This window comes from Deinococcus frigens DSM 12807 (genome assembly GCF_000701425.1).
GTDB classification, from domain to species: Bacteria; Deinococcota; Deinococci; order Deinococcales; family Deinococcaceae; genus Deinococcus; species Deinococcus frigens.
Map to the genome: position 1 here is coordinate 38,531 of NZ_JNIW01000010.1, position 22,479 is coordinate 61,009.

The 22,479-nt window shown below is 61.8% G+C and carries 21 protein-coding genes; 14 read left to right on the forward strand and 7 right to left on the reverse strand.

Annotated features, from left to right (window positions below; all coding sequences use genetic code 11):
* Positions 1-64: 64 nt before the first annotated feature.
* Positions 65-874, reverse strand: coding sequence for a TIGR00282 family metallophosphoesterase (locus Q322_RS0105480; RefSeq protein WP_029476717.1), 810 nt, complete (start codon positions 872-874; stop codon positions 65-67).
* Between the two features lie 110 nt (positions 875-984).
* On the opposite strand from Q322_RS0105480, the gene Q322_RS24765 reads away from it, so the two are divergent.
* Together Q322_RS24765 and Q322_RS24770 are read left to right on the forward strand one after the other, a co-directional pair.
* The gene (locus Q322_RS24765) at positions 985-1,173 is read left to right on the forward strand and encodes a universal stress protein (protein ID WP_051668264.1); all 189 of its coding nucleotides are present in this window, start codon (positions 985-987) and stop codon (positions 1,171-1,173) included.
* Positions 1,161-1,445, forward strand: coding sequence for a universal stress protein (locus Q322_RS24770; protein WP_051668265.1), 285 nt, complete (start codon positions 1,161-1,163; stop codon positions 1,443-1,445). Before Q322_RS24765 ends, Q322_RS24770 begins: the two co-directional genes overlap by 13 nt.
* A gap of 310 nt (positions 1,446-1,755) precedes the next feature.
* On the opposite strand, the gene Q322_RS23815 is transcribed toward Q322_RS24770, so the two are convergent.
* Positions 1,756-2,109, reverse strand: coding sequence for a helix-turn-helix domain-containing protein (locus Q322_RS23815; RefSeq protein WP_029476718.1), 354 nt, complete (start codon positions 2,107-2,109; stop codon positions 1,756-1,758).
* Between the two features lie 184 nt (positions 2,110-2,293).
* Here Q322_RS23815 and Q322_RS0105500 point away from each other — a divergent pair, with 184 nt between their 5' ends.
* The 4 genes from Q322_RS0105500 (at position 2,294) to Q322_RS22275 (ending at position 10,254) form a co-directional block, all read left to right on the forward strand.
* Positions 2,294-5,419: a DEAD/DEAH box helicase gene (locus Q322_RS0105500; protein ID WP_029476719.1), complete on the forward strand. Its 3,126-nt coding sequence runs from the start codon at positions 2,294-2,296 to the stop codon at positions 5,417-5,419.
* 91 nt (positions 5,420-5,510) lie between these two features.
* Positions 5,511-7,685, forward strand: coding sequence for a helicase HerA domain-containing protein (locus Q322_RS22270; RefSeq protein WP_084147821.1), 2,175 nt, complete (start codon positions 5,511-5,513; stop codon positions 7,683-7,685).
* Complete coding sequence (locus Q322_RS23115) at positions 7,685-9,118, forward strand: hypothetical protein (RefSeq protein WP_156952900.1); 1,434 nt, start codon at positions 7,685-7,687, stop codon at positions 9,116-9,118. Before Q322_RS22270 ends, Q322_RS23115 begins: the two co-directional genes overlap by 1 nt.
* Positions 9,115-10,254 carry a DNA methyltransferase gene (locus Q322_RS22275; RefSeq protein WP_084147822.1) on the forward strand — a complete coding sequence of 380 codons (1,140 nt, stop codon included), beginning with the start codon at positions 9,115-9,117 and terminating at the stop codon, positions 10,252-10,254. Before Q322_RS23115 ends, Q322_RS22275 begins: the two co-directional genes overlap by 4 nt.
* A 7-nt stretch (positions 10,255-10,261) precedes the next feature.
* On the opposite strand, the gene Q322_RS0105525 is transcribed toward Q322_RS22275, so the two are convergent.
* Genes Q322_RS0105525 through Q322_RS0105535 form a run of 4 tightly spaced genes read right to left on the reverse strand, consistent with a single transcriptional unit; the run spans position 10,262 to position 12,420 of the window.
* On the reverse strand, positions 10,262-10,645 hold the full coding sequence (locus Q322_RS0105525; RefSeq protein WP_029476725.1) for a helix-turn-helix domain-containing protein: 384 nt from the start codon (positions 10,643-10,645) through the stop codon (positions 10,262-10,264).
* Entirely contained in the window at positions 10,642-11,028 is a 387-nt protein-coding gene (locus Q322_RS23120) for a hypothetical protein (RefSeq protein ID WP_156952901.1), read from the reverse strand. Before Q322_RS23120 ends, Q322_RS0105525 begins: the two co-directional genes overlap by 4 nt.
* A 25-nt stretch (positions 11,029-11,053) precedes the next feature.
* Positions 11,054-11,962 carry an oxygen-dependent tRNA uridine(34) hydroxylase TrhO gene (trhO, locus tag Q322_RS0105530; RefSeq protein ID WP_029476726.1) on the reverse strand — a complete coding sequence of 303 codons (909 nt, stop codon included), beginning with the start codon at positions 11,960-11,962 and terminating at the stop codon, positions 11,054-11,056.
* Positions 11,963-12,015: 53 nt separating this feature from the next.
* Positions 12,016-12,420, reverse strand: coding sequence for a GNAT family N-acetyltransferase (locus Q322_RS0105535; protein ID WP_029476727.1), 405 nt, complete (start codon positions 12,418-12,420; stop codon positions 12,016-12,018).
* Positions 12,421-12,499: 79 nt separating this feature from the next.
* On the opposite strand from Q322_RS0105535, the gene Q322_RS0105540 reads away from it, so the two are divergent.
* The 8 genes from Q322_RS0105540 (at position 12,500) to Q322_RS0105575 (ending at position 21,662) form a co-directional block, all read left to right on the forward strand.
* Complete coding sequence (locus Q322_RS0105540; protein ID WP_029476729.1) at positions 12,500-13,585, forward strand: NADH:flavin oxidoreductase/NADH oxidase; 1,086 nt, start codon at positions 12,500-12,502, stop codon at positions 13,583-13,585.
* Between the two features lie 166 nt (positions 13,586-13,751).
* Positions 13,752-14,594: a PSP1 domain-containing protein gene (locus Q322_RS0105545; protein WP_034417725.1), complete on the forward strand. Its 843-nt coding sequence runs from the start codon at positions 13,752-13,754 to the stop codon at positions 14,592-14,594.
* An 86-nt stretch (positions 14,595-14,680) separates the two neighbouring features.
* On the forward strand, positions 14,681-16,393 hold the full coding sequence (locus Q322_RS0105550) for a M3 family oligoendopeptidase (protein WP_029476733.1): 1,713 nt from the start codon (positions 14,681-14,683) through the stop codon (positions 16,391-16,393).
* Between the two features lie 83 nt (positions 16,394-16,476).
* A complete protein-coding gene (locus Q322_RS0105555) occupies positions 16,477-18,672 on the forward strand; it encodes a vWA domain-containing protein (RefSeq protein ID WP_029476736.1) in 2,196 nt (731 codons plus the stop codon).
* 110 nt (positions 18,673-18,782) lie between these two features.
* Positions 18,783-19,265 (forward strand): hypothetical protein, encoded by a 483-nt coding sequence (locus Q322_RS0105560; protein WP_029476740.1) that lies wholly within the window; start codon positions 18,783-18,785, stop codon positions 19,263-19,265.
* A 233-nt stretch (positions 19,266-19,498) separates the two neighbouring features.
* The gene (locus Q322_RS0105565) at positions 19,499-20,812 is read left to right on the forward strand and encodes a LysM peptidoglycan-binding domain-containing protein (protein ID WP_029476741.1); all 1,314 of its coding nucleotides are present in this window, start codon (positions 19,499-19,501) and stop codon (positions 20,810-20,812) included.
* Between the two features lie 173 nt (positions 20,813-20,985).
* Complete coding sequence (gene rbfA, locus Q322_RS0105570) at positions 20,986-21,273, forward strand: 30S ribosome-binding factor RbfA (protein ID WP_029476742.1); 288 nt, start codon at positions 20,986-20,988, stop codon at positions 21,271-21,273.
* Complete coding sequence (locus Q322_RS0105575; protein WP_029476743.1) at positions 21,270-21,662, forward strand: acyl-CoA thioesterase; 393 nt, start codon at positions 21,270-21,272, stop codon at positions 21,660-21,662. Before rbfA ends, Q322_RS0105575 begins: the two co-directional genes overlap by 4 nt.
* A gap of 53 nt (positions 21,663-21,715) precedes the next feature.
* Here Q322_RS0105575 and Q322_RS0105580 read toward each other — a convergent pair whose 3' ends face one another.
* Positions 21,716-22,471: a PIG-L deacetylase family protein gene (locus Q322_RS0105580; protein WP_029476744.1), complete on the reverse strand. Its 756-nt coding sequence runs from the start codon at positions 22,469-22,471 to the stop codon at positions 21,716-21,718.
* Positions 22,472-22,479: the final 8 nt, after the last annotated feature.

A 22,479-nucleotide genomic window follows, 5' to 3' on the forward strand; every position in this document is an offset into this window, starting at 1 on the left:
GTGCCTCCGGTGGTGGTCAGGAATTGGGTCAGCGCCGGGTGTGGGCAAAGGGGGATCACAGGCCCTACACCCCGTCTTCCTCGTGCGCTTCCTCGACGTCACGGTAGCGTTCTATGGACACCGCCCGGCCCGCCTCTATCTGGACATACACGGCGTTCAGTTCGGCGCGGCCCTCGGCCACCGCGAAACGGTGGGGGCGTTCGGTGACAAATCGGGCCACCGGGCCAGCCGGGTCCGAACCGATAATGCTGTCGTGTGGGCCGGTGAATCCGGCGTCGGTCTGGAAGGCGGTCCCCAGCGGCAGAATGCGCGAGTCGGCGGTGGGAACATGGGTGTGCGTGCCGATCACGGCGGCCACCCGCCCGTCCAGATGCCACGCCAGCCCCGCCTTCTCGCTGCTGGCCTCAGCGTGGAAGTCCACGAACACGCTGCCCAGATCGTCACGCTCCAGCAAGGTGTCGATGGCGCTGAACGGATTGGACACCTGCTCCATGAACACCCGGCCCAGCAGGTTGACCACGGTGAGGCGCTCAGTCTGGCCCGTATGTGTCTGTACATCGAAGGTGCGCCAGCCGACGCCAGGGGTGTCTGGATCGGCGTAGTTCAGCGGGCGCACGATGGGGTAATTCTCCGGGTCCTGCATCAATTTGTTGATGTCGCGGTGGTGCCAGGCGTGGTTGCCCAGCGTCATGCAGTCGGCCCCGGCCCGGAGTGCGCCTTCCGCTGCCTCACGGTGCATGCCGAAGCCTCCGGCGGCGTTTTCCATGTTCACGACGGCGAAATCCACGTCCCGGCGCAGGTCCGGCAACCGGGCCGCCAGCATCCGGCGGCCCGGCTGACCGAACACGTCTCCCACGAACAGCAGCTTGATCATGCGCCCCAGGCTAGCGTCTGCACCCGCTCCAGAAGCGGTGCGCCGTAATGCCCCCGTAATGTACTGGGCCGAGGCTGGCGGCATAAGGCACCACCATGACCACCCTACCGATGAACAGAATTCTCGTGACCACCGACGGCAGCGAACTGGGCCAGCACGCCCTGACCCATGCGCAGGGCCTGGCGGGGGCGCTGGGGGCCGAACTGACCGTCCTGAGCATCCAGACCGATCCGCTGGTGGCCGCCTACGGCGAGCACGCCTACGCCATGCCCACCCCAAAGAAAGCATGGACGAGCTGAAAGCGGGCCTGGAACGCGTCCTGCGCGAGCGCGTGCCGGACGGCAAGATCATGGTGGAACGCGCCCAGGGCCGCCATGTGTCCCGCGCCATTCTGGACGTGGCCCGCGAGGAAGGCGCGCAGATGATCGTGATGACCACCCACGGACGCAGCGGTCTGGGCCGCGCCCTACTGGGCAGTGTGGTGCAGGCGGTGGCCCAGCAGGCCCCGGTGCCAGTGCTGCTGATTAAGGGCGATCAGGGGCCGGTCGAGTGGGGCCAGGGCGGCAAATAGAGCATCGGCGGCCTCAGTTCCCTCTCTCAGCTTGGGAGGGGGTTTGTGCTGATCTATCCGGCCAGGCTGACTACAGATGGGCGGCCTGGAGAGACGGCTGCATCCAGGCACGGCGACGTCCAGCACCTTCGTGACGGCAAGACGATGAAGATGGGTGACGCCGTCAAGGGGTTGTAGAGTGGACTGAGAATGAAAGAAAGCACCCGCACCTGGCTCCGGCGTTGGATGCCCGTGATGCTGTTCCTGATTTTTGGCCTGCTGATGCTGGCACAGGTCTGGCTGTCGGCCAATCCGGGTTAAAACAGCCCGGCTAATTCGGCAAAAACAGCCCCACCTTGACCCCAAAGTACCCGGCCAGCTTCTGTAGATGCTCCAGCGTGAATGCCCGCCTGCGCCCCAGCAGTGGGCTGATGGTGCTTTGGCTGATGCCCGCGCCGCGTGCGAGTTGCTGCTGGGTCAGGTGGCGGTCTTGCATAAACACTTTGAGGATGGTGGCGGCGTCCACATCGGGGATGGGGTAATGGATGGCCTCGTAGGCGACGATGCGGTTCATGACGGTGTTTGCCAGGTCTTCAAGTGGATGCGGGCGCAAACTACTGGCGCTCATCTCGGCGTCCAGTGCTTTGAGTGCCGCCGTTGCCCGCTGCAAAGAGTCGTCGTTCATGATGGGGTGAGCAAGTCGGGGACGCAAGTCTGCAAGCTCTGCCAACGCTGTATCAATTCGGCGTAATTGACGTAATTGGTAGGCGTGGTCATGTCTTGCACAGGTTATTGCAAATCCTAACCCCCTGACCCCATAAGCCATTTCGCTTCCGGTTAACCCCAGGCCACAAGCGTAAACTCTTCCAGTGACCATCTCCGCGCCCAACCTTTCCAAATTGCTGCCCGCCGCCCCGCCCGGCAATCTGCTGCTGCTCCCGCAGGTGGCGCGGGCGGCGCTGTTCGCGGCCTTTCCTGGCCCGGCGGTGCTGCTGACCACCGCTGACCGCATTGGCAACTACGCCTCGGCGGGGGCGCTGGGTGCGCCGGTGACGGTCAATCCGGGCCTGCGGGACTGGGACGGCATGCACGAGCATGTGGTGCTGGACGTGAACACCGCGCTGGACCTGTTTCCCGCCCATCCCGAAGACCACGCCCTGAGCCTGCGCGTGGGGCGCAACTACCCGCGCGAGGCACTCCTGACCCGCCTGGAACGCCTGGGCTACGAGCGCGGCGAGGAACCCGGCTACGAATTGCGCGGCGACACCCTGGAACTCAGGTTGTCCCCCGGCGCAGGCCGCCCCGCCGATGCGGAGGGCGACATCTGGGTGCGGGCCGAATTCTTCGGGGACGAGCTGGACACCCTGCGCCTGCTGGCCCCCGGCGAGCTGACCGGCGAGAAGGCCCAGACCTTCACCCTGGAACCCACCGCCGACTACCTGACGGAAACGAAGTGGGACGCCACCCGCCTGGAACTGCTGCCAGGCCGCGTCTTTCTGGACTCCCCGGAGTTCTACGCCTCCAGCCTGGGCGTGCTGACCGACACGCTGTGGCCCAAGTTGGCCGGGCGCGAGGTCACGTCGTTTGGCCGCGCCCCGCTGCCCCTGCCCAATCTGGACACCGGCCTGCTGACCCTGCCCTTCTACCGCGCCCGCCTGGGTGATCTGGAAAACGATGTGGCCGGGTGGCGGGGGGCCGATTACCGGGTCCTGATTCTGGTGCGCCATGACCGCACGGCGGCGTATCTGGCCGACAAACTGCTGAACACCCACGAGATTCCCTGGCTGAAACTTCCGCGTGTGGAAGAGGGCAGCCTGGGCTTTCTGCGCGGCGGCGGAGAGGGCGGTTTTGTCATCCCCGAACACCGCACCGTGGTCATTACCGAAGACCTGATCTACGGCTTCCAGGGCGGCTCCGCGCTGCGGGGCAAGCGGCTGTCGGGCCGCCCGGTCACGGACGCACTGGGCCTGCATGTGGGCGATTACCTGATTCACCCCGAACACGGCATCGGCCAGTTTCAGGGCCTGGAAACGCGCACGGTGCTGGGCGTTACCCGTGATTATCTGAATCTGGAATACCGCAAGGGCGCACGCCTGAGCGTTCCCATCGAGCAGTTGCCCGTGCTGCGGCGTCATCCTGGCACCACTGACGATCCGCCCGTGCTGAGCAGCTTCGACAAGAAGGACTGGGCGCGGGCCAAGGACAAGGCCCGCAAGAACGCGGAGGAGGTGGCGGGCAAGCTGCTGGTCCAGTACGCCGCCCGGCAGGTCACCCCTGGCAACGAATTTGCCCCGCTGCCGGAGTGGGAAAAACAGATTGAGGACAACTTCCAGTTTGAGCTGACGAGCGATCAGCGCACCTCCCTCAAGGAAACGCTGAAGGACCTGGAGAAACCCAACCCGGCTGACCGCCTGATCTCCGGCGACGTGGGCTTCGGCAAGACCGAAGTGGCCCTGCGCGCCGCCCACCGCGTCGTGGGCCACGGGATGCAGGTGGCGATTCTGGTTCCCACCACGCTGCTGGCCGAGCAGCACACCACCACCTTTGTGGAACGCTTCAAAGACCTGCCCGTGCAGGTGGAGGGGCTGTCGCGCTTTACCTCGCCGCAGTCCTCAAAGGCCATCCTGCGCGATCTGGCGGCGGGCAAGGTGGACATCCTGATCGGCACGCACCGCCTGCTGAGCGGCGACATTGAATTCAAGAATCTGGGCCTGATCATCGTGGACGAGGAACACCGCTTCGGCGTGTCGCAAAAGGAGAAACTGCGTGCCCTGCGCGGCATGCCCGACGTGGCGGCAGGCAAGCTGGACATTCCCGAAGGCGTCAAGGCTGTAGACACCCTGGCACTCTCGGCCACCCCGATTCCGCGCACCCTCTACATGAGCATGGTGGGCCTGCGCGACATGAGCAGCATCCAGACGCCGCCCAAGGGCCGCAAGCCCATCCAGACGGTGCTGGCCCCCTTTGACCCCAGCACCGTGCGCGACGCCATCATCAGCGAGATCGAGCGCGGCGGCAAGGTCTTTTACATCCATGACCGGATTGCCAGCATCGGCGCACGCAGCCTGTATCTGCGCAATCTGGTGCCGGAAGCCCGCATTGGCGTGGCGCACGGGCGCATGAACGAGGAGGAGCTGGAGGAGATCATGCTGGGCTTTGAGGAAGGGGCCTTTGACGTGCTGGTGTCCACCACCATCGTGGAGACGGGGCTGGACATCCCGGAGGCCAATACCATCCTGATCGAGCGTTCGGACCGGCTGGGCCTGGCGCAGCTCTACCAGTTGCGCGGGCGGGTGGGCCGCCGGGCGCAGACCGCCTACGCCTACCTGTTTTACCCGCCGCGCATGACCGAGACCGCGCAGCGCCGCCTGTGGGCCATTGCCGATTTGCAAGACCTGGGCAGCGGACACCTGCTGGCCGAGAAGGACATGGAAATTCGCGGCGTGGGCAACATTCTGGGCGAGGAACAGCACGGGCATGTGCAGGCCGTGTCCATTGACGTGTACACCGAGATGCTTTCTGAAGCGGTGGCGCGGCTGAAGGGCGAGAAGATTCAGGCTCCGGTCAACATTTCCATTGACCTGCCGATCAACGCCCGCCTGACGCCCGCCTACTTCGGCGGTGACGACGAGGCGCGGATTGCCACCTATGGCCGCCTTTCGGACGCACGCACCTTGCAGGCGATCAGCCGGGTGGAGCGCGATCTCCGCAAGAAATACGGCCCGCCCGACCCGGAGGAACAGAATTTCATTGACCTCGCCAAGCTGAGGCTGACGGCTGCCGCCCGGCGCGTGCTGAGCATCGGCGAGACCATGACCGAGTTGCAGGTGACGTTCGCCTACAAGTCGCTGGACTACGACGCCGCCGGACTCAAGCGATTTCCCCACAAGACCGAGGTGCAGACCTTCCCACCCAGTGTGAAGATGGAGAAACGGGGCATCAAGCCGGACGATTACGCGCGGATGATTATTGAATTGCTGGGGTACTTTGGGTGAGGAGTTGAAACGGGATCAGCTCCGCAAATCTTTACCTGCGAATCTGGTAGATCGTATACACTCCTGAAAAATCCACATTAGGGGTTCCAGAATGACTAAAACATCTCCCATGGCTGGCTATGAGCAAAAACGATCCGAGAAGCAGGCAGAAGCGCAGAAGGTCTCCATCGCACCACTCGCCCATCTTCTTCAGGAGGGGCAGTACGTTGGCGAAACATTGAAGATGGATTACCGCAATATCACCGTGTTAATCCATGACCACTTGCGTCGCACTGTCGGAGGCATCCCCCACCTGGGATATTTGATCGCCTCTCGGCTTACCCCAGGTCAAATGTTCGATCCGAAAGATGAGGCAAGCTCGGTCATCCTGTTGCGCGTTCTTGGAGCTGCGCCATTGCCGAGCGATAACATGGATACCATCGTTCGGGCTGAGGCAGCGAGGCGAGCGACTGGGCGTGAGTATCACTGGGATACTCAGCAGGTCATGGACGGTTACACTCGCAATGAACTAAGTTATGCAGGCTTGAACTGTGAAATTGTTGGCACTTTTTATCTTGGTGAGAACGACAGTGGCGGTTGTGATCTGCGTTTTGGAACAGATATTAGTAATTTTTACCCAAATAGTGGTATGAAAGTTTACAAACCGATTGAATCGGCGCTAAGTACTATCGTTAATTTCCGAGATACTGCGTTATCGCCCGAACATCCGCTTCAAGATTTTTCTGTTGAAATTGGAAATGTTCGATATGCTAGTTCTAATAGGACAATGCAGGGTGTAGATACCGTAGCTGTTTCAATCGCTCCTATTGATCTTCTGGCGCAGCGCACGGCATTATTTGGAATGAGTCGAACTGGTAAATCAAATACGACAAAAATCATTGCGCGTGCTATTTATCGTCTTCGTCTTGATGCAAATAACTCTGTACGTGTCGGGCAGTTGATTATGGATTATAACGGTGAATATGCTAATGAAAATACTCAAGGGAGTGGGCGAGCTGCCGAAAACGCACTTAAGAATGTTTACTTAGAACACGATGGAAATATCGACGATGTTGTCACCTATGGACTCACTCGCCCTGATACTGATCCAAGACGGCGTTTGTTGCAAGTTAATGCTTTTGGAAATGACGTAAGAGATTGGAATGATTTTGAGAAAACTTCTGAAGACTTAGACATGCTCATGGCGGGTAGAATAATTCTCGAAAAGATTCTTTCAGAATACACCTCTTTGTATGTTAAGAATTTTCTCGAAGTAGATTTGTCTGTACCATTAGACATCCGTTCACGAAGCGCTCAGACGCGATATCGGAGAAACATTCTTGTTTATAGGACATTACTCAGAAGTGCTGGTTTAGCTGCTCCCAAATCGCTTGAGAATCCGACAGGTGCTGTTCTTACTGGTCTATTCAACAAAAAGCTCATTGAATACATGCAAAAATCAGGTAATACTTCTTACGAGAGGGCGGCAAATATTTTATCGACAGCGCCTGGAAGTGTACTTAGTTGGCCTCAGCTTCAGATAGCATTCGCGGCCCTAAGAGAATTTATCGGTGATAAAGCCAATACTTACAGTACATTTAATGCTGAATACGTAAAGGAAAAGCCTGGGCGAGAAGATTGGGCGGATACTAATTTGACTCGTCTCCTTGAGATTTTCCGCTATCCTAATGGTATAAAAGCAATTGCTAGACTTTCGGAGAATCATGAGCCGACGAATACACGCGACTATGCTCAAGAGATTTATGAAGAGTTACAGGATGGTAAACTTGTAATCGTCGATCAAAGTGCTGGTGATCCTCCACTCAATGATGCCGCTGCGCGGCGAATAGTGCAAGCGATTTTTTATGGCAATCAAAGAGTGTTTACGTCGGGAAAACATCCAACAGACATCCTTATTTATGTAGAAGAAGCTCACAATCTTTTGCCAAGTAGTGGTGATGCTGATCTGCGTGATATATGGGTCAGAACTGCTAAAGAAGGAAGCAAATATCGTATTGGACTCATATACGCTACCCAAGAAGTTAGTTCTATACAGAAAAATATTCTGAAAAACACTGCCAACTGGTTTATCGCGCATCTCAACAATACAGACGAAACTCGCGAGTTGAAAAAGTTCTACGATTTCGCCAACTTTGAGGATTCTATTCTCAGGGCGCAAGACCGTGGATTCCTGAGGGTTAAAACGCTTTCTAATCCTTACATCAACCCTGTACAGATAAAGCGCTTTCAACTCTCCATTCCTGACGGTAAGGAGGCTGGTGAGTAATGCCCTATGATGGTGAATTCGCCAAACATGGCATTTTGATGGATTTTGCGGAGAATGAGTTAATTAAGGAAATGTTGGCTAATTGCGAAATAAGAGAAAATGAAGTAGTGCTACCGCCAACTCTTATTAACGTTGAGCGCGCGAATTGGAAGCCTGGGCAGGTTTTTGCCATTGACGGCTCTAATCGGCCTGTGCCTGTTACTAATGGTTATCCTGGTGCAAGTGCAGGTTTTGTGAGTATTGCTACTGTCATGATTGATATGGAGAAGCTTTATAAAGAGACGAGTGCAGAGAGCATTAATCCTGTAACCTTCTCGGATATAGAGAAGGCATACGCTATGACTGGCGTGCTGCCTACATCGAATATTCTCCGTAAGGGCTTACCCGATGCTCGTACTTCTTTTCGGTATGAGCTACATGAACTCCTAAGAACAAGAAATCCTATTAAAGATGGCGAATCTCTCCTTGATACTTACCTTGCTGTGCTTGCACTAAAACCTGCTTCTGACCGCCTGTCATGTCCATTAATGGATATTTGTGATGACAAAACCCAGACACCAAATCTTCCCTCTGGCGTGTGTGCTTGTGGTAAATATAAAGTTTATCCAACTGATCAACTTCGCATCCACGAGCGATATTACGATAATTCACCTAATGGAGAAAGTGTTGGTGAGACTCGCAGCTTAATGGAACATTTGACCTTATTAAACTATCTGAGATATATTGAAAAGAAAGAGTATTGGGGAGCGTTTAAAGATACTGGTTTTATTCTTGATGGGCCATTGGCCGTTTTTGGACATGCTGCGTGGTTTGGTGAGCGTATCAAATTAGAGCTGCAACGCCTTAACAAGCTCGCGCAAAAGCATGTTAAACAAGACATGCTTGTGATCGGTATCGAAAAAACTGGTCAATTTTTTGAACATTGGCTTCATCTCGACGAGGCACGGCGAAAAAATGTGGTATCTCGTAAGATGAATTTTGGTGAACCAGATGTCTACGATAAAAAGATGGATTGGGCAGACGATGAGCTTGATCCTCTTGAGCGCTTGAGAGGACGTATTCAGCCCGGCCAAGTGCTGCTGCTGGATAATAAGTATATTCGCCAAAATATTGCTAGGGGAGATGAATCAACGATCCACGGCATTCATTCATATTATGGGCGTCCTTTCCTGTATAAGACTATGAATAGCGCGATGATCGTTGGCATGGTTCCTATGGCTTCAGAGCATTGTGAGGATCGTACCCAGGCGCTCGCTGATCAGTACCCAAGATTGCCCGACGTATTAGATTTACTCGACGGCCTTATAAGTATGCGCTACCCCGATGCAGTCCTGCCACTTTTGGCTGCCCATGCACATGCGGCTATTCCTGTCCAGATGGGAGACCGGATGTTTGAACAGCTCGTTCGCGAACATTTGGATAGACCTATATGAGTCAGATGTTGCATGAAATTATGCTTCAGCGGAAACAATTACAGCGTTGGGTAAAACTTGGCCCATGGTATGCCATGTTCCCGCTGGAATTCGCCCAGGCTTCTATTGAACAACATACAAAGCCGGGACAAGCCGTCCTTGATCCTTTCATGGGGCGAGGAACAACACTTGCTGCTGCAAAAATGCTTGAAAGGCATGCGGCAGGCGTAGAAATAAATCCGGTTGCCTGGGTATATGCCAAAGTCAAAACTGAACCGTGCGATAAATTACTGCTATTGGAACGACTTGAAGAAGTTAACAGATTAAGTAAGGGCACAAAACTTCAGCAAATGCCTGAATTTTATAAATGGTGTTTCTGTGATGAAGTCCTTCGATTTCTTTTAATTGCTCGATCTGAACTGAAATGGAAAGATGATCACGTTGATCGTACCTTAATGGCGATCATTCTTGTAGATCTACATGGTAATGTAGAAGATAGTCTTTCAAATCAAATGAGGCAGACCAAATCGATGGCCCCGGCCTATTCTATTAACTGGTGGAAAGCAAAGGATATGCATCCGGCTGAAAAAGATGCTTATGCTATTCTCCGTCGAAAAATCGAATGGCGCTATAAGCATGGATTGTTTTCAAATAAATCCAAAATAATGGCCTTAAATGGAGATAGTACATCTATACTTAAAGAAACTGCTGAAATAGGGCCATTTCACTTACTTCTTACATCCCCTCCATATTACGGAATCATAAATTATAACTATGATCAATGGCTGAGGCGATGGATGTTAGGTGGACCTGAGCTTCCAAAATATTCTGCCGGTAAATATCAAGATCGTTACGATAATAAAATTCAATATCAAGAATTGTTGAGTAAGGTTTTTGGCGAATCCGCAAAACTAATGCATGAGCGCGCTCATGTTGTTGTTCGCACGGATGCGCGTGTTTTCACTCTTGAATCTACCATCAAGGCTTTAGAAGAAGCTTTTCCAGGGAAAAGTATAAAGAAGGTCAAGCGCCCCGTTTTGGGGAAAACGCAAACACGTTTATATGGAGACCAATCAAAAAAACCTGGTGAAGTTGACCTTATTCTCAAGCCAAAACCCCGGCAGCGCACATCACAGGTGAAATCGAGATTCGAGTGAGATTCGCTTACTGGCCCACCTTAACCTTCACCTCTCGCCGTCCCTTTTCCCGTGGCGTAAACACAATGGTCACGTCGTAATCCAATGCGGCAGCCTGCTCAGTAATCGTGGAAAGCTGCGGGTTGGATGCGGCGGATTCGAGTTGTGACAGGCGGCCTTTGCTCAGGCCCCGTCTCTGCCCGGCCTCGCTGCCCGTCAGTCCACTCTCACGGCGAATTGCGCCCAGACCCTCGCCTACGCTCTCGGCGGTTAGGGCTTCCAGATACTCCGCTTCTAATTGGATTTCCTGGGTCAGCAGGCCGTCTGGAAGCTGGGCGGCGGGCGTGATCGTTCCATCGTCATTCAAGAGGGCTTGCATACGGGCGGCGCGTTCTTTGGCTCGGCTGGTCATGGGGTCAACACTCCTTTTCTCACGGCTTCGGCTATTTCAAGTAGTTCATCCAGCAGGTTGTCGTTGGGCGACGCTCCGGGGGCTTTGTATTCTGCGGCGGCCAGTACAGGTCGTCCATCGGTCAGCCAGAAAAAATACACCCGCGCTCCTCCCCTCAATCCGCCTCTGGTGGTGGGCTTGAGTTCCCAGGCTCCAGGAAGATATTTGAGCGGCTTGGCATAGCGGCTGACTCGGCCCTCGTTGCGTAAGTCACGGCACATCCTGATGCACTCTGTCACCGCTGGCGCGTGTCCAGCACGATTCATTTCCAACATCGTCTTAATTAGAGTGGGATGCCGCGCCGCCAATCTGTCTGGATGGCGAACGTAAACGAGAGGCAACATGGGTTTAGCTTAGTCTAAACCTGTCTTATCTGTCTACTGGTTTTAGCCCGTCATACATCCGCTGCCGATCCCTGAACGCCGCCTTCTGGGCCTCCGTCGTCGCCTGCACACACTGCGGGCAACTCACGCCTTCCTCGTAGGCCGGGTGCGCCCGTTCATCCGCGCCCAGCGGCCAGCCGCAGGAGTGGCACATCGCGGACCCGCCCTCGCGCAGGCCGTGGCCCACGGTCACGCGGCCATCAAAGACAAAGCATTCGCCGTGCCAGCGGCTGCTCTCTTCGGGAACATCCTCCAGATATTTCAGGATGCCGCCGCGCAGATGCAGCACATCTGTAAATCCGCGCTCGCGCAGCAGGCTGGTGCTTTTCTCGCAGCGGATGCCGCCCGTGCAGAACATGGCGACGCGTTTGCCCGCCAGCTCGTCGGCGTGTGCGTCCAACCACGCGGGGAACTCGCGGAAGCTGTCAATTTCGGGGTTGACCGCGCCCTCAAAGGTTCCGGCGCTGACCTCGTAGCGGTTGCGGGTGTCCACCACCACCACATCCGGGTCAGCGATCAGGGCGTTCCAGTCGCCCGCCTCCACGTACTGCCCGGCCTGGGAGGTGGGTTCGACGGGCTGGCCCAGCGTCACGATCTCGGACTTGAGGCGCACTTTGAAACGTTTGAACGGCTGTTCGGAACTGCTGGATTCCTTGGCTTCAAGCCGATTAAAACCCGCTGATTGGAGGAAGGCGGTCAGCCCGTCAATTGCCGCGCATGACCCGGCCACCGTGCCATTGATGCCTTCCGGGGCGACGATCAGCGTGCCGCACAACCTGGAAGCCTGACCCCGTTCCAGCAATTCGGCGCGCAGGGCAGCAGGGTCCGGCACGGCGCGGAACTGATAGAGGGCCAGGACGGTGAATGGAGTAAGGGCGGGGAGAACGCTCAACATGACTCCGCAGGATAGCGGCCCTGCCTACACTCCGGTGTGAGGCCAGGAGACTTTCACTGCCCTCGTCCGTTCTGACGGGCGTAGTCGCGGCGGATCATGGCGTTGCCGCGCGTCATGCCTAAGCGTTCGTAGAACGGCACCAGATCGTCGTCGCAGGCGGTGTCGATCATGTACAGGCCGTCCAGTTGCGCCAGCAGATTGTCCACCAACTGCGAGGCCACACCGGCCCCCCGCCACTCGGCCCGAACCTCCAGCAGCGGAATGGAGGCGCTCAGCACGCCGTCGCTGATGGCGTATGTGAAGCCGATCACCCGCCCGTCCTCCACGGCCAGGGCCATGTGGGACGAGCCGGAGAGGATGCGCCACAGCGTTTCCGGCATCGGCGGGTTGGGCCAGCCCTCGAAAAAACCGGTCAGGGCGGCGGGCGTGATTTCATTCAGCGTCGTCCGAATCTGCATTTTCACCACTCTGAAGCATGGGCGGAGGCTAAGCATCGGCCATCTGGCGCAGGCCGCGCCGCGCCTCTAGATTGACCGCATGCCCGACGCCTCACCCAAGCTGTTTCAGCCGCTCAAGCTTCAGCGCCTCACGCTGCCCAACCGGATCGTGGTCTCGCCCATGTGCATGTACAGCGCGCAAAGCGGTCTGGCCAACGATTTTCACCTGGTTCACCTGGGCCAGTTTGCGCTGGCGGGGGCGGGTCTGATCTTCACCGAGGCCGCCGCCGTATCGATGGAGGGCCGCATCAGCCCCGAGGACCTGGGCCTGTGGTCCGACGATCACATTGTGCCGCTGGGCCGCGTGACCGACTTTATCCACGCGCACGGCGGGCTGGTGGGCACGCAACTGGCGCACGCCGGGCGCAAGGCCAGCACCTACGCCCCGTGGCGCGGCAAGGGCGTGGTGGCGCACGAGTACGGCGGCTGGGGGGTGATCGGGCCGGATACGCAGCCCTTCGCGCCCAGCTTTCCCACGCCCAGCGCCATGACGGTGGCCGACATCGGGCGCGTGACCCAGGACTTTGTGGCCGCCGCCCAGCGCGCCGAGATGGCGGGTTTCGACGTGATCGAGGTCCACGCGGCGCACGGCTACCTGCTGCACCAGTTCCTGTCGCCGCTGTCCAACTCGCGGACCGACGGGTACGGCGGTTCCTTTGAAAACCGCACGCGTTTCGTGCTGGACGTGGTGCGGTCCGTGCGCGGCGGCTGGCCCATGCACAAACCGCTGTTCGTGCGCCTCAGCGCCACCGACTGGGCCGAGGGCGGCTGGGATCTGAAGCAGACCGTGCAGCTCGCGGGCCTGCTGAGCCGCGAGGGCGTGGACGTGCTGGACGTCAGCAGCGGCGGCCTGACCACCGAGCAGCAGATCACCCCCGGCCCCGGCTACCAGGTGCCCTTCGCGTCGGCGGTCAAGACGGCGGTGTCCGGTCTGGACGTGATGGCCGTGGGCATGATCGAGTCCCCGGAGCAGGCCGAGCGCATCCTGCAAAACGGCGACGCCGATCTGATCGCCCTGGCCCGCCCCTTCCTGGGCGATCCCCACTGGTCCCAGCACGCCGCCAAGCGTCTGGATGTGGCGCTGGAGATGGTGCCGCAGTACCAGCGCGGCCACCGACTGGATTAGGGGGCACCAGGGTGAGCGGGCCACCGGGCAGGCCAGAAACCCAGACGGAATCCGTGCACAGAGGGTGGGCCGGACAATGATTTCCTCCGCGCCCAGCCTTCTCCCGCGCTCAGATTTGTGCCTCAACTCCCGACGCCCCGCCGCCCGGCGTGGCATGCTGCGGCCAATGGTCGTCCTTCCCGTCCGCTTCGAGCGCAGCCCCCGCCTTCACCCCATGCTCAGTGAAGACACCTTTGCCGTGGGCACGCGGGTGGTGGTGCAGGGCAAACGCGGGCCGGAGGTGGCCACCGTGCGCGGCGGGCCGGGACAGGCCAAGAACACCGAGCGCTACGGCGCGGTGCTGCGCGCGGCCACGCCGGGAGACCTGACGCGCTGGGACGAGCTGCACCGCACCGGCGAGGACCTGAAATGGCTGCTGCGGGCGCGGGCGCGCGAGCGCGGGCTGGCGGTCAAACTGGTGGCGGTGGAATTCACGCTGGACGAGAGCCTGGTCACGGTCAGCTACAGCGCCGACGAGCGCATCGAGCTGACGGGCCTGATCGGCGAAGTGCGCGAACGGACATCCGCCCGCGTCAACTTCGCGGCCATCGGCCCGCGCGAGCAGGCGCAGATGATCGGCGCGCTGGGCGCATGCGGGCGCGAGAACTGCTCGTCCAACCACCTTCAGGACTTCGCGCCGGTCAGCATCCGCATGGCGCGCGATCAGCAGCTTCCACTGAATCCAGAAAAGCTGTCGGGGCCGTGTGGGCGGCTACTGTGCTGCCTGCAATTCGAGCACAGCCAGTACCAGGACCTGCTGCGCGATCTGCCGCGCAAGAACGCCAAGGTCTGCCACACCGGCAGCGGCGCGTGCGGCAAGGTCACCAAACTGCACCCGCTGACTGGAACCGTGGATGTCTACAGCGATCAGGGCATGCTGACGAATGTTCCAGCAGGCGAGTTGCGCCGCGCCTCCGAATCGGAGGGCCAGGGCGGGCCGGGCAAACGCGGGGCCGACGCCTCGGAGTGACGACGGTAATGGTGCCCTGGCAGACGGCCAGCCGCTCAGCCATTCGGACGGCGATTTGACGCCTGCCACACGCTAGAATTCACAACATGACCGCATCACTGGATCAGGTTGAGAACAAGTTGCAGGTTTCCGAAGTTGCCGCAGGCTGGGAGATGTACCGCCCGCGCTACGAGGCGCTGCTGGAGGCCAAACTGACGGCGAAGGATGTCCCGGCCTGGCTGGAACGCTGGAGCGCGCTGGACGCCGAACTGGACGAGGCCGGGGCCAAGCTGTCCACCCACGCGGACCTCCACACCGACGACGAGGCCGTGCAGGGGCGCTACCAGACCTTCGTGGCCGAGGTGATGCCCCCGGCCAGCCGCACCGGGCAGGCGCTGACCGAGCAGTTGCTGGCCGTGCCGGACTTTGCGCCCGCACCGGATTTCGCGCTGAACTACCGCCGGTTCCGCGACGCCGCCGCGCTATTCCGCGAGGCCAACGTGGAACTGGAGGTGACGCACCAGCAGCAGCAGAACCGCCACTCGGTGATCACGGGGAATCAGCAGGTCATGCTGGACGGCCAGGACCTGACCATCCCGCAGGCTAAACAGCGCCTGGATAGCCCGGACCGGGCCGTGCGCGAGGATGCGTGGTGGGCGCTGACGGTCAGCAACATGGCCGTGGCCCCCGAGCTGGACGCCGTGATGCTGGACCTGATCCACACCCGCCAGCAACTGGCACTCAACGCCGACGAAGGCAATTACCGCAACTTCCGCTGGAAGCAACTGGACCGCGTGGATTACACCCCCGCCGACTGCCGCGCCTTCCACGACGCGGTGCGCGAGGAGGTGGTGCCGCTGGCCGCCGAGCTGATGGAGAGCATCGCGCGCGAGCTGGGGCTACAGAGCATTCGCCCCTGGGACTACACCCGCAGCAACCTGCTGGACCCCTCGGGCCGCGAGGCGCTCAGGCCGTTCATGACGGGCGAGGAGTTGCAGGAACTGGCACAGACGGCCTTTGCGGGGGTGGACGCCGATCTGGCCGCCCGCTTCGGGCAGATGCGCGCGGGCGGCCTGCTGGACCTGGAATCGCGCCCTTGCAAGATGACGCACGCCTACTGCCAGTACTTCCCGGTCCACAACGAACCCTTCGTGCTGATGAACGTGGTGGGCACGGCGCACGACCTCCAGGTGCTGTTCCATGAGGTCGGGCACGCCTTCCACGGCTTTTACAGCGGCGACGCGCAGCCGCTGGTCTGGAACCGCTGGAGTCCCATCGAATTCGTGGAAATTCCCAGCATGGCCATGGAATTCCTGACCCTGGACCACCTGGGCCACGTGTTTGACGCTGAGGAACTGGCCCGCTACCGCCGCAGCCAGCTTCAGGGCGTGGTGGCCTTTTTGCCGTGGGCGGCGCAGATGGACACCTTCCAGCACTGGCTGTACGCCGATGCACCGCAGGATGTGGGCATCGCCGAGCTGGACGCCAAGTGGCTGGAACTGGATCAGACTTTCCACCCGTTTCTCGACTGGGACGGCATCGACGAGGGCGTCCGGGCCAAGGGCTGGCAGTATTACCATATTTTTCAGGCCCCCTTCTATTACATCGAGTACGCCATGTGCTCCCTGGCGGCGGTGGGCATCTGGCGCGAGGCCAGGGAGGACGCGGCAGGGGCGCTGGAGCGCTATAAGGCCGCCCTGCGCCTGGGCAACGCGGCGGGCGTGCCGGAGCTGTACCGTGCGGCGGGCGTGGACTTCCGCTTTGACCGCCAGCACATCAAAGGGCTGATGGGCTTTCTGAAAGAGCAACTGGCGTCCTGAACTTCACTTTCCAGCTTCCGACCTGTCCCAGAACAGACCGGCGCGGCCCCCCACGGCCCGTGTCGGGGCACAATGGGGGCCAGATGCAGCCCGTCACCGTCCTCCTTCTCGCACTGGGTCTCAGCGTGGCCGCCTCCGGTACGGCGGCTGAAGCGACTCCGAATCCACCACCGCCCGCACCGCCCACTGCCTGCGCCCTGCCCACCGGCCCGCTGCCCACGCGCACGCGGGCGGTGTTCGTACTGGACACCAGCGGCAGCATGCGCGGCATCGGAGACGGGCGGGCCGACATCTTCGGGCGGGTGCGGGCCGAGTTAAACCGCCACGTGCGGCAGGCGCAGCCGGACCGGGTGGAACTGCTGACCTTTGACGCGGGCCTGCAAACGCGCCGGGGCTTTGACCGCCCCGCCGGAACGCCGCAGTGGAATGCCGCGCTGGAGCGGCTGAGGGCCGACGGCAGCAACACCTACCTGTACCGCAGCCTGCGCGCGGCCCTGGAACCGCTGACGGGCCGCAGTGAGTACGTGACCACCGTGTACGTGCTGACCGACGGCATTGACAATGACGACCTGCGGCCCTTCACGGCGGCCCAGGCACTGGCAGCCTTCGCGGAGCGCGGTCCCTTTGACCGCCTGCACTACCTGGCGCTGGGCACCGGGATTCCCGCCGACGCCCGCCGCGCGCTCAGCGCCAGCGACTACGCCGACGGCCAGACCGTGCCGCTGGGTCAGCTGCCCCGGCTGGGTGGCCCTGGCCTGAGCAGCGGGCTGCGGCGGGTCACCGATCTGACGGCGGTCCCGGTGCCCTTCGCCGATGGCACGCCGGTCCGGCTGGCGGCCCCCGACAATCTGGGCCTCCGGTTGGTCCCGGACGTGGTCAAGAATGGCAGGGCGGGGCTGACGGCACGCGGCAACCTCCCCTACGGCGCGGCGGCGCTGCTCTGCGCGCCCGGCGATACCTCTCCATCAGGGAGCGGGCCGACGCCCGGCAGCGTGGCCCCCAAGCCCCAGCAGGTCCTGCTGCGCCTGAACACCACGCCGCCCCTGACGCTGCTCAACCCCGGTGCAGACCGGGCGCTGGCCCAGGGCGAGGAAACCGCGCTGCGCTACCGGGCCGACCCTGGCGTGAAGCTGGAGGGCCTGAGGGTGGACGGCCTACCGCCGGGGCTGCGGGCCGTGATCTCGCGCCTGCCTGGATCGCGGGAATTTACCGTTCGGTTCATCAACGCTGCCCTGAGGCCGGGTCAGACAGTCACGCCGCTGCTGGCCCTGCCCGGCGGCGTGGAGGTGGCCCTGCCCGCCGTTGTGTGCCATACGGGGGGCCGTGCGCCGGATGCTGCCGCACCCACAGCTCAGACCAATCCAGAGGAGCCGCAGTCACCGGTCCAGGCTCAGCAGGATCAGGAGCGGCAGGACCGGGTGGGCCGCTGGGCCACCCTGATCGCCGGGCTGGAGTGGTTGCGGGCGCTGGTGCTGCTGGCACTGATCGGCGGCGCGGTGTTCTGGCTCCTGGCCCGGCGCAGGCGTGGGGGGGGCGGGCAGAGCGGCGCGGCGGGCAGCGGGCGGCGGCTCCTGCGCGGATCGGCGGCGGCGAGCGTCAGCCCGAGGCCCGCGCTGAGCATGCAGACCGCACTGCGGGTCGAGCCGCCTGCGGTGGAGGGCATCGAGTACAGCGGGGGCCGCCTGCTGTCGCTGGTGGCGGCGGGCGGCGAGGTGACCCCGGTGCCGATCCCGCTGGGCGGTCCCTTCGATCTGGGGCAACTGGCGCGCGTGCCGCACCTGAGCGGCCTGCGCGCCGAGCAACACCGCGACGGCCTGCGCATCCTGCGGGTGCCCGCCGATCTAGAGGTCAGCCAGGGCGCGCGGCTGATCGTGGCCGGGGACGTGGTGCGGCCCGGCACGCTGCTGGGCGTCGCGGTGGGCCGCGCTGGCCGCGCTCCGCAACCCGCGCTGGGCACCCTGGCCGGGCTGGGCCAGCCCCTCACCCTGCATCATGAAGCCGTGCATCACGAAACCCTGCACCAGGACGCGGCCAGTGTGCGCGCCGCCGGACCCTATGGCCAGCACACCGTCACCCTGCCGCCGGGTCCCAGCGACCTGGGCATGGTCTTCGGCGCGCCCGCCCTAGAGGGCCTCAGGGTGACCGTCAGCAGTCCCCGCATCCTGCTGGTAGAGGTCCCAAACGGCCTGCGCCTGCGCCGCAGCGGCGAGTCGGCTCCGCTGCAACCTGGCAGCTATCTGCCCGGCCTGACCCTGGTGGACCTGCCCGACGACAAATAAAGCGGGAACGGTCAGACTCCGCCCAGAACTGGCCTGCATGGAGCTTGTTTGCTCAGAGCTGGTCTCCCCTTGCAGTTCTGCGCCCCGCCGCCGCGCTACCCTCTGTGCCTATGGATCTGCTCCGCGCCATTCACGGCTACCAGTTCGGCTCCTCGCTGGCCCTGCTGTTTCCCACCCCTTACGCCCTGTCCACGCTGATTTTGCTGCTGTGGAGCATCGCCCCAGCGATCAAGGGCATGGTGAGCAATTCGTTCACGGTGTGGCTGCGGATCGTCTGGGTACTGACCCTGATTCCGGTGGCGACCGGCGTGATCCTGGCCCTGGGCGGCGCAAAGGTGCCCAGCGCAGTCAATGTGGGCGGCGGGCTGACCAAGTACGGCCTGCCCTACGATCCCAGCCGTGATCTGGAACACTGGATGTATTCGGCCTTCGCGCTGATCAGCCTGTACGTGATCGAGGTGCTGGTGCGGGGCCGCATGATCGAACACCGCAAGGGTCTTAAATTTCTACCCGTCGCCACCCTGTTCCTGTATGGCGTGGCCTACATGATCGGGAGGGTGGCAGTCCTGCCGGGCAGCACTCCAGGCACCTGAGGCCGCGCCGGGAATTTTAGACACTGGGGGGGTAAAGAGTTCCGCTGGGCGACAAACGCTGAACCCTTACTTTAAGGCGGATATCCGGATGGTCACCTGAAGGGCCACTGGCGCGGTGCTTACATCATCGAGGTCCGCTCAACCACGAGAGCCGCCATCCCCCCCCGGTCCCCCTGAACTCGATCAGCTCGGCTCATCCGCTCGCCACGCCGCTGTGTTCATCTGGAACGCCTATGTCTTCCCGTTGTCTTTGCTTCATCTTTTTGCTGCTGATCGGTCTGGCACACGCGGCGTCCAGCACGGTCACGGTGCGGTCCGGCGACACCCTTTTCAAGATCGCCACCCGCGCGGGCCTCAGCGTGGCGCAGCTCAAGGCGGCCAACGGCCTGAGGGGCGACACCATCCGGCCAGGGCAGGTGCTGAGGCTGGGCAAGGTGGCGGCCAGCCCCGCCGCGCCTGCCCGCGCACCTGCCGAGGTGACCCACACCGTTCAGCGCGGCGACTTTCTCAGCAAGATCGCTGCCCGGTACGGCGTCAGCGTCGGCGCACTTCAGGCGGCCAACAAGCTGAGCGGCACGCTGATCACGCCGGGGCAGCGCCTCAGGATTCCAGCGCGCAGCGCAGCCCCCGCTCCCCGGCCCACCACCGAGGTGCGGACGCTGTTCACCTACGTCTACATGAAGCGCACGGAGACGCCCGCCGTCATCGCCCGGCGCTACCGCATCAGCGTGGACAAACTGCGCCGACTGAACAATCTGGGCAGTTACCGGTACATCGTGCCGGGCATCAAGCTGCTGGTGCCGTCGCACGTTCCGGTGCCCATTCCGCCCAGACCGCTGGGCCGCGCGGCGAGCTACAAGCAGCTCCGGCCCCTGGATATTTCGGTGCAGATCGTCAATGTGGACCTGCGTCACCGCAACGTGCTGGTGGCCCCGGTGCTGCCCGGCGGCGGCCTGAATTTCGGTTCCGGCGCGCGGGTGGGACAGCTCGCCCGCATCAGCGACGCGCAGGCCATTATTAACGGTTCGTACTTTCACCCGCACAGCTTTGCCCCCGCCGGGGACATCGTGACGCAGGGGCGCATGTTGACCTGGGGCCGCATTCCGCAGGCGCTGGCCATCACCCCGGACAACCGCGCCGCCATTCGCCCCAGCACCACCGGTCTGCTGCGGCTTCCACTGGACAGCGCGTGGCAGGGCATGGAAACCGTCATCGCCACCGGGCCGCGCATTCTGGCCGGGGGCCGGGTGCAGCGCCAGTACAGCAACGCCTTCCGCGATCCGGCGCTGTTTGGCCGCGCTGCGAGAAGCGCCATCGGCCTGATCAGCAACCGCGATCTGGTGATGGTCAGCACCCGGTCGCGCCTGACCACCACCGAGATGGCCAAGGTGCTGTCCCGCCTGGGGATTCAGGACGCCCTGCTGCTGGACGGCGGCAGCTCCACCGGCCTGGCCTGGAACGGCAAGCCTGTGCTGGACAGCGTCCGCAAGGTCAGCTACGGCATCGGCGTGTTCACCGGGTACACCGGGCGGCGGTACATCCGCTGAGGCGCGGGGCGGGGCAGTCTAGCCGTCAGCAGGTCGAGCGGTCAGACGGCAGGACCCTACCTCTGGCACAGGTCCTGGACCGCCTTGCGTCGGCGTTCACGGTCACCCCGCCGCTTTCTGCCCTACCATAGCGGGATGACCTGTTTCTCCTCCCCCCTCTCCCGGTTGCGGGCATGAAGCCCGAGCAGGTACAGTCCCAGATCACGCGCGTGCTGAGCGAGGCGATCTCTGGCCTGCGCGATCCGCGCGTGCCGCTGATCGTGACCGTCGAGCGCGTGACCCTGACCTCCGATTTCAGTCTGGCGCGGGTGTATGTCAGTTCGCTGGGGGCCGATCTGCCCGACTTGCTGGAGGCCCTGGAGCGCGCGCGCGGCCACCTGCAACGTCAGGTCGCGCAGCAGGTCCGCATGCGCCGCACGCCCACGCTGGAATTCCGCTCGGCGGAGGACAACCTGCTGTGACGGGCGTGCAGACCACACTGCGGGTGCGTTACGCCGAGACCGACATGATGGGCGTCGTCCACCACGCCACCTACCCGGTGTGGTTCGAGGTGGGCCGCAGTGACCTGATGCGTGAGCTGGGCCTGCCATACACCGAGATCGAATCTCGCGGCTATTACCTGATGCTCTCGGGCCTGAACGTGGAATACCGCCGCGCCGCCCGCTACGACGACGAACTGACCGTGACCACCTACATCTCGGCCATCCGCAGCCGCACCGTGACCTTTACCTACCAGGTCCGGCGCGGCGACGAGCTGCTGGCGACCGGCGAGAGTCGCCACATCACCACCGACAAGCAGTACCGCCCCGCCCGGATGCCGGAGGATGTGCTGGCGGCGCTGGGAGGCTGACCCCGGTTCTCGCCTGTAGGCCCGCCCAGTCCAGCCCGCTTAGTCCAGCCCGCTCAGTCCAGAAAGTCCCTCGCGCGCAGGTGGCTGGCGCGCAGGTTGAAGCGCTCGGCGTGCTTGACCCCGGCCAGTCGCCCGGCTCCCGCGCGGCCCTCGCGGAACAGTTCATCGGTCCACTGCCACTTGTAGAAGTCACGGTAGTACGAGGCGATGGCGGCGGCGGTGTCCAGCGTGTCCCCAATATCCACGAAGACTTCGGGGTAGGGACTGGCCGGAGCGAAGTACTGGTAAAAGCGGACCGGATCGCGCCACGCTTCCAGGCGGCGCACATCCTCGCCGCTCTCCACCGCGTCGTCGCCGCTCAGATCGGGGGCGGGGGGCATGGGCTGACCGCCGCCCTGCTCGTTGACGATCTTGGGGATGCGGGCCAGCGTGACCGCGTCGAAGGCGATCTTGGCGGTCATGCGGTGGTCCGGGTGCGGGTGATCGTCGCTCCAGGTGATGACGGCGTTGGGGCGAAAGCCAGCGTACAGCTTCGCGAGTTGCAATGCCTCGTCGCGGTGTCCGGTCATGCGGCTGTCGCCCATGTCGAAGAAGTGGTACTGCGCGCCGATTTTCTCGGCCACCCAGGCCCCATGTTCGCGCCGGATACGGGTAACTTCCTGATGCGAGGTGTCACCAAACTGGCTGGCGAGTTCGCCCAGCGTGGTCCAGACCAGCATGATCTCGTCACCCCTCGCCGCGTGCTTTGCCAGGGTTCCAGCGCAACCAATCTCGTCGTCGGGGTGGGCAAACACAGCCATGATTCGCATGGGAGACA

Bases quoted from the DNA above. Each gene is read 5' to 3' on its own strand.
- Q322_RS0105545 (WP_034417725.1), top strand. From the start codon at position 13,752: ATGGTCGTCCTTCCCGTCCGCTTCGAGCGCAGCCCCCGCCTTCACCCC.
- Q322_RS0105480 (WP_029476717.1), bottom strand. From the start codon at position 874: ATGATCAAGCTGCTGTTCGTGGGAGACGTGTTCGGTCAGCCGGGCCGC.
- trhO (WP_029476726.1), bottom strand. From the start codon at position 11,962: ATGTTGAGCGTTCTCCCCGCCCTTACTCCATTCACCGTCCTGGCCCTC.
- Q322_RS0105525 (WP_029476725.1), bottom strand. From the start codon at position 10,645: ATGACCAGCCGAGCCAAAGAACGCGCCGCCCGTATGCAAGCCCTCTTG.
- Q322_RS0105580 (WP_029476744.1), bottom strand. From the start codon at position 22,471: ATGCGAATCATGGCTGTGTTTGCCCACCCCGACGACGAGATTGGTTGC.
- Q322_RS0105535 (WP_029476727.1), bottom strand. From the start codon at position 12,420: ATGCAGATTCGGACGACGCTGAATGAAATCACGCCCGCCGCCCTGACC.
- Q322_RS23815 (WP_029476718.1), bottom strand. From the start codon at position 2,109: ATGAACGACGACTCTTTGCAGCGGGCAACGGCGGCACTCAAAGCACTG.
- Q322_RS0105540 (WP_029476729.1), top strand. From the start codon at position 12,500: ATGCCCGACGCCTCACCCAAGCTGTTTCAGCCGCTCAAGCTTCAGCGC.
- Q322_RS22270 (WP_084147821.1), top strand. From the start codon at position 5,511: ATGACTAAAACATCTCCCATGGCTGGCTATGAGCAAAAACGATCCGAG.
- Q322_RS0105560 (WP_029476740.1), top strand. From the start codon at position 18,783: ATGGATCTGCTCCGCGCCATTCACGGCTACCAGTTCGGCTCCTCGCTG.
- Q322_RS0105550 (WP_029476733.1), top strand. From the start codon at position 14,681: ATGACCGCATCACTGGATCAGGTTGAGAACAAGTTGCAGGTTTCCGAA.
- Q322_RS23115 (WP_156952900.1), top strand. From the start codon at position 7,685: ATGCCCTATGATGGTGAATTCGCCAAACATGGCATTTTGATGGATTTT.
- Q322_RS0105565 (WP_029476741.1), top strand. From the start codon at position 19,499: ATGTCTTCCCGTTGTCTTTGCTTCATCTTTTTGCTGCTGATCGGTCTG.
- Q322_RS24770 (WP_051668265.1), top strand. From the start codon at position 1,161: ATGGACGAGCTGAAAGCGGGCCTGGAACGCGTCCTGCGCGAGCGCGTG.
- Q322_RS24765 (WP_051668264.1), top strand. From the start codon at position 985: ATGAACAGAATTCTCGTGACCACCGACGGCAGCGAACTGGGCCAGCAC.
- Q322_RS0105555 (WP_029476736.1), top strand. From the start codon at position 16,477: ATGCAGCCCGTCACCGTCCTCCTTCTCGCACTGGGTCTCAGCGTGGCC.
- Q322_RS23120 (WP_156952901.1), bottom strand. From the start codon at position 11,028: ATGTTGCCTCTCGTTTACGTTCGCCATCCAGACAGATTGGCGGCGCGG.
- Q322_RS22275 (WP_084147822.1), top strand. From the start codon at position 9,115: ATGAGTCAGATGTTGCATGAAATTATGCTTCAGCGGAAACAATTACAG.
- rbfA (WP_029476742.1), top strand. From the start codon at position 20,986: ATGAAGCCCGAGCAGGTACAGTCCCAGATCACGCGCGTGCTGAGCGAG.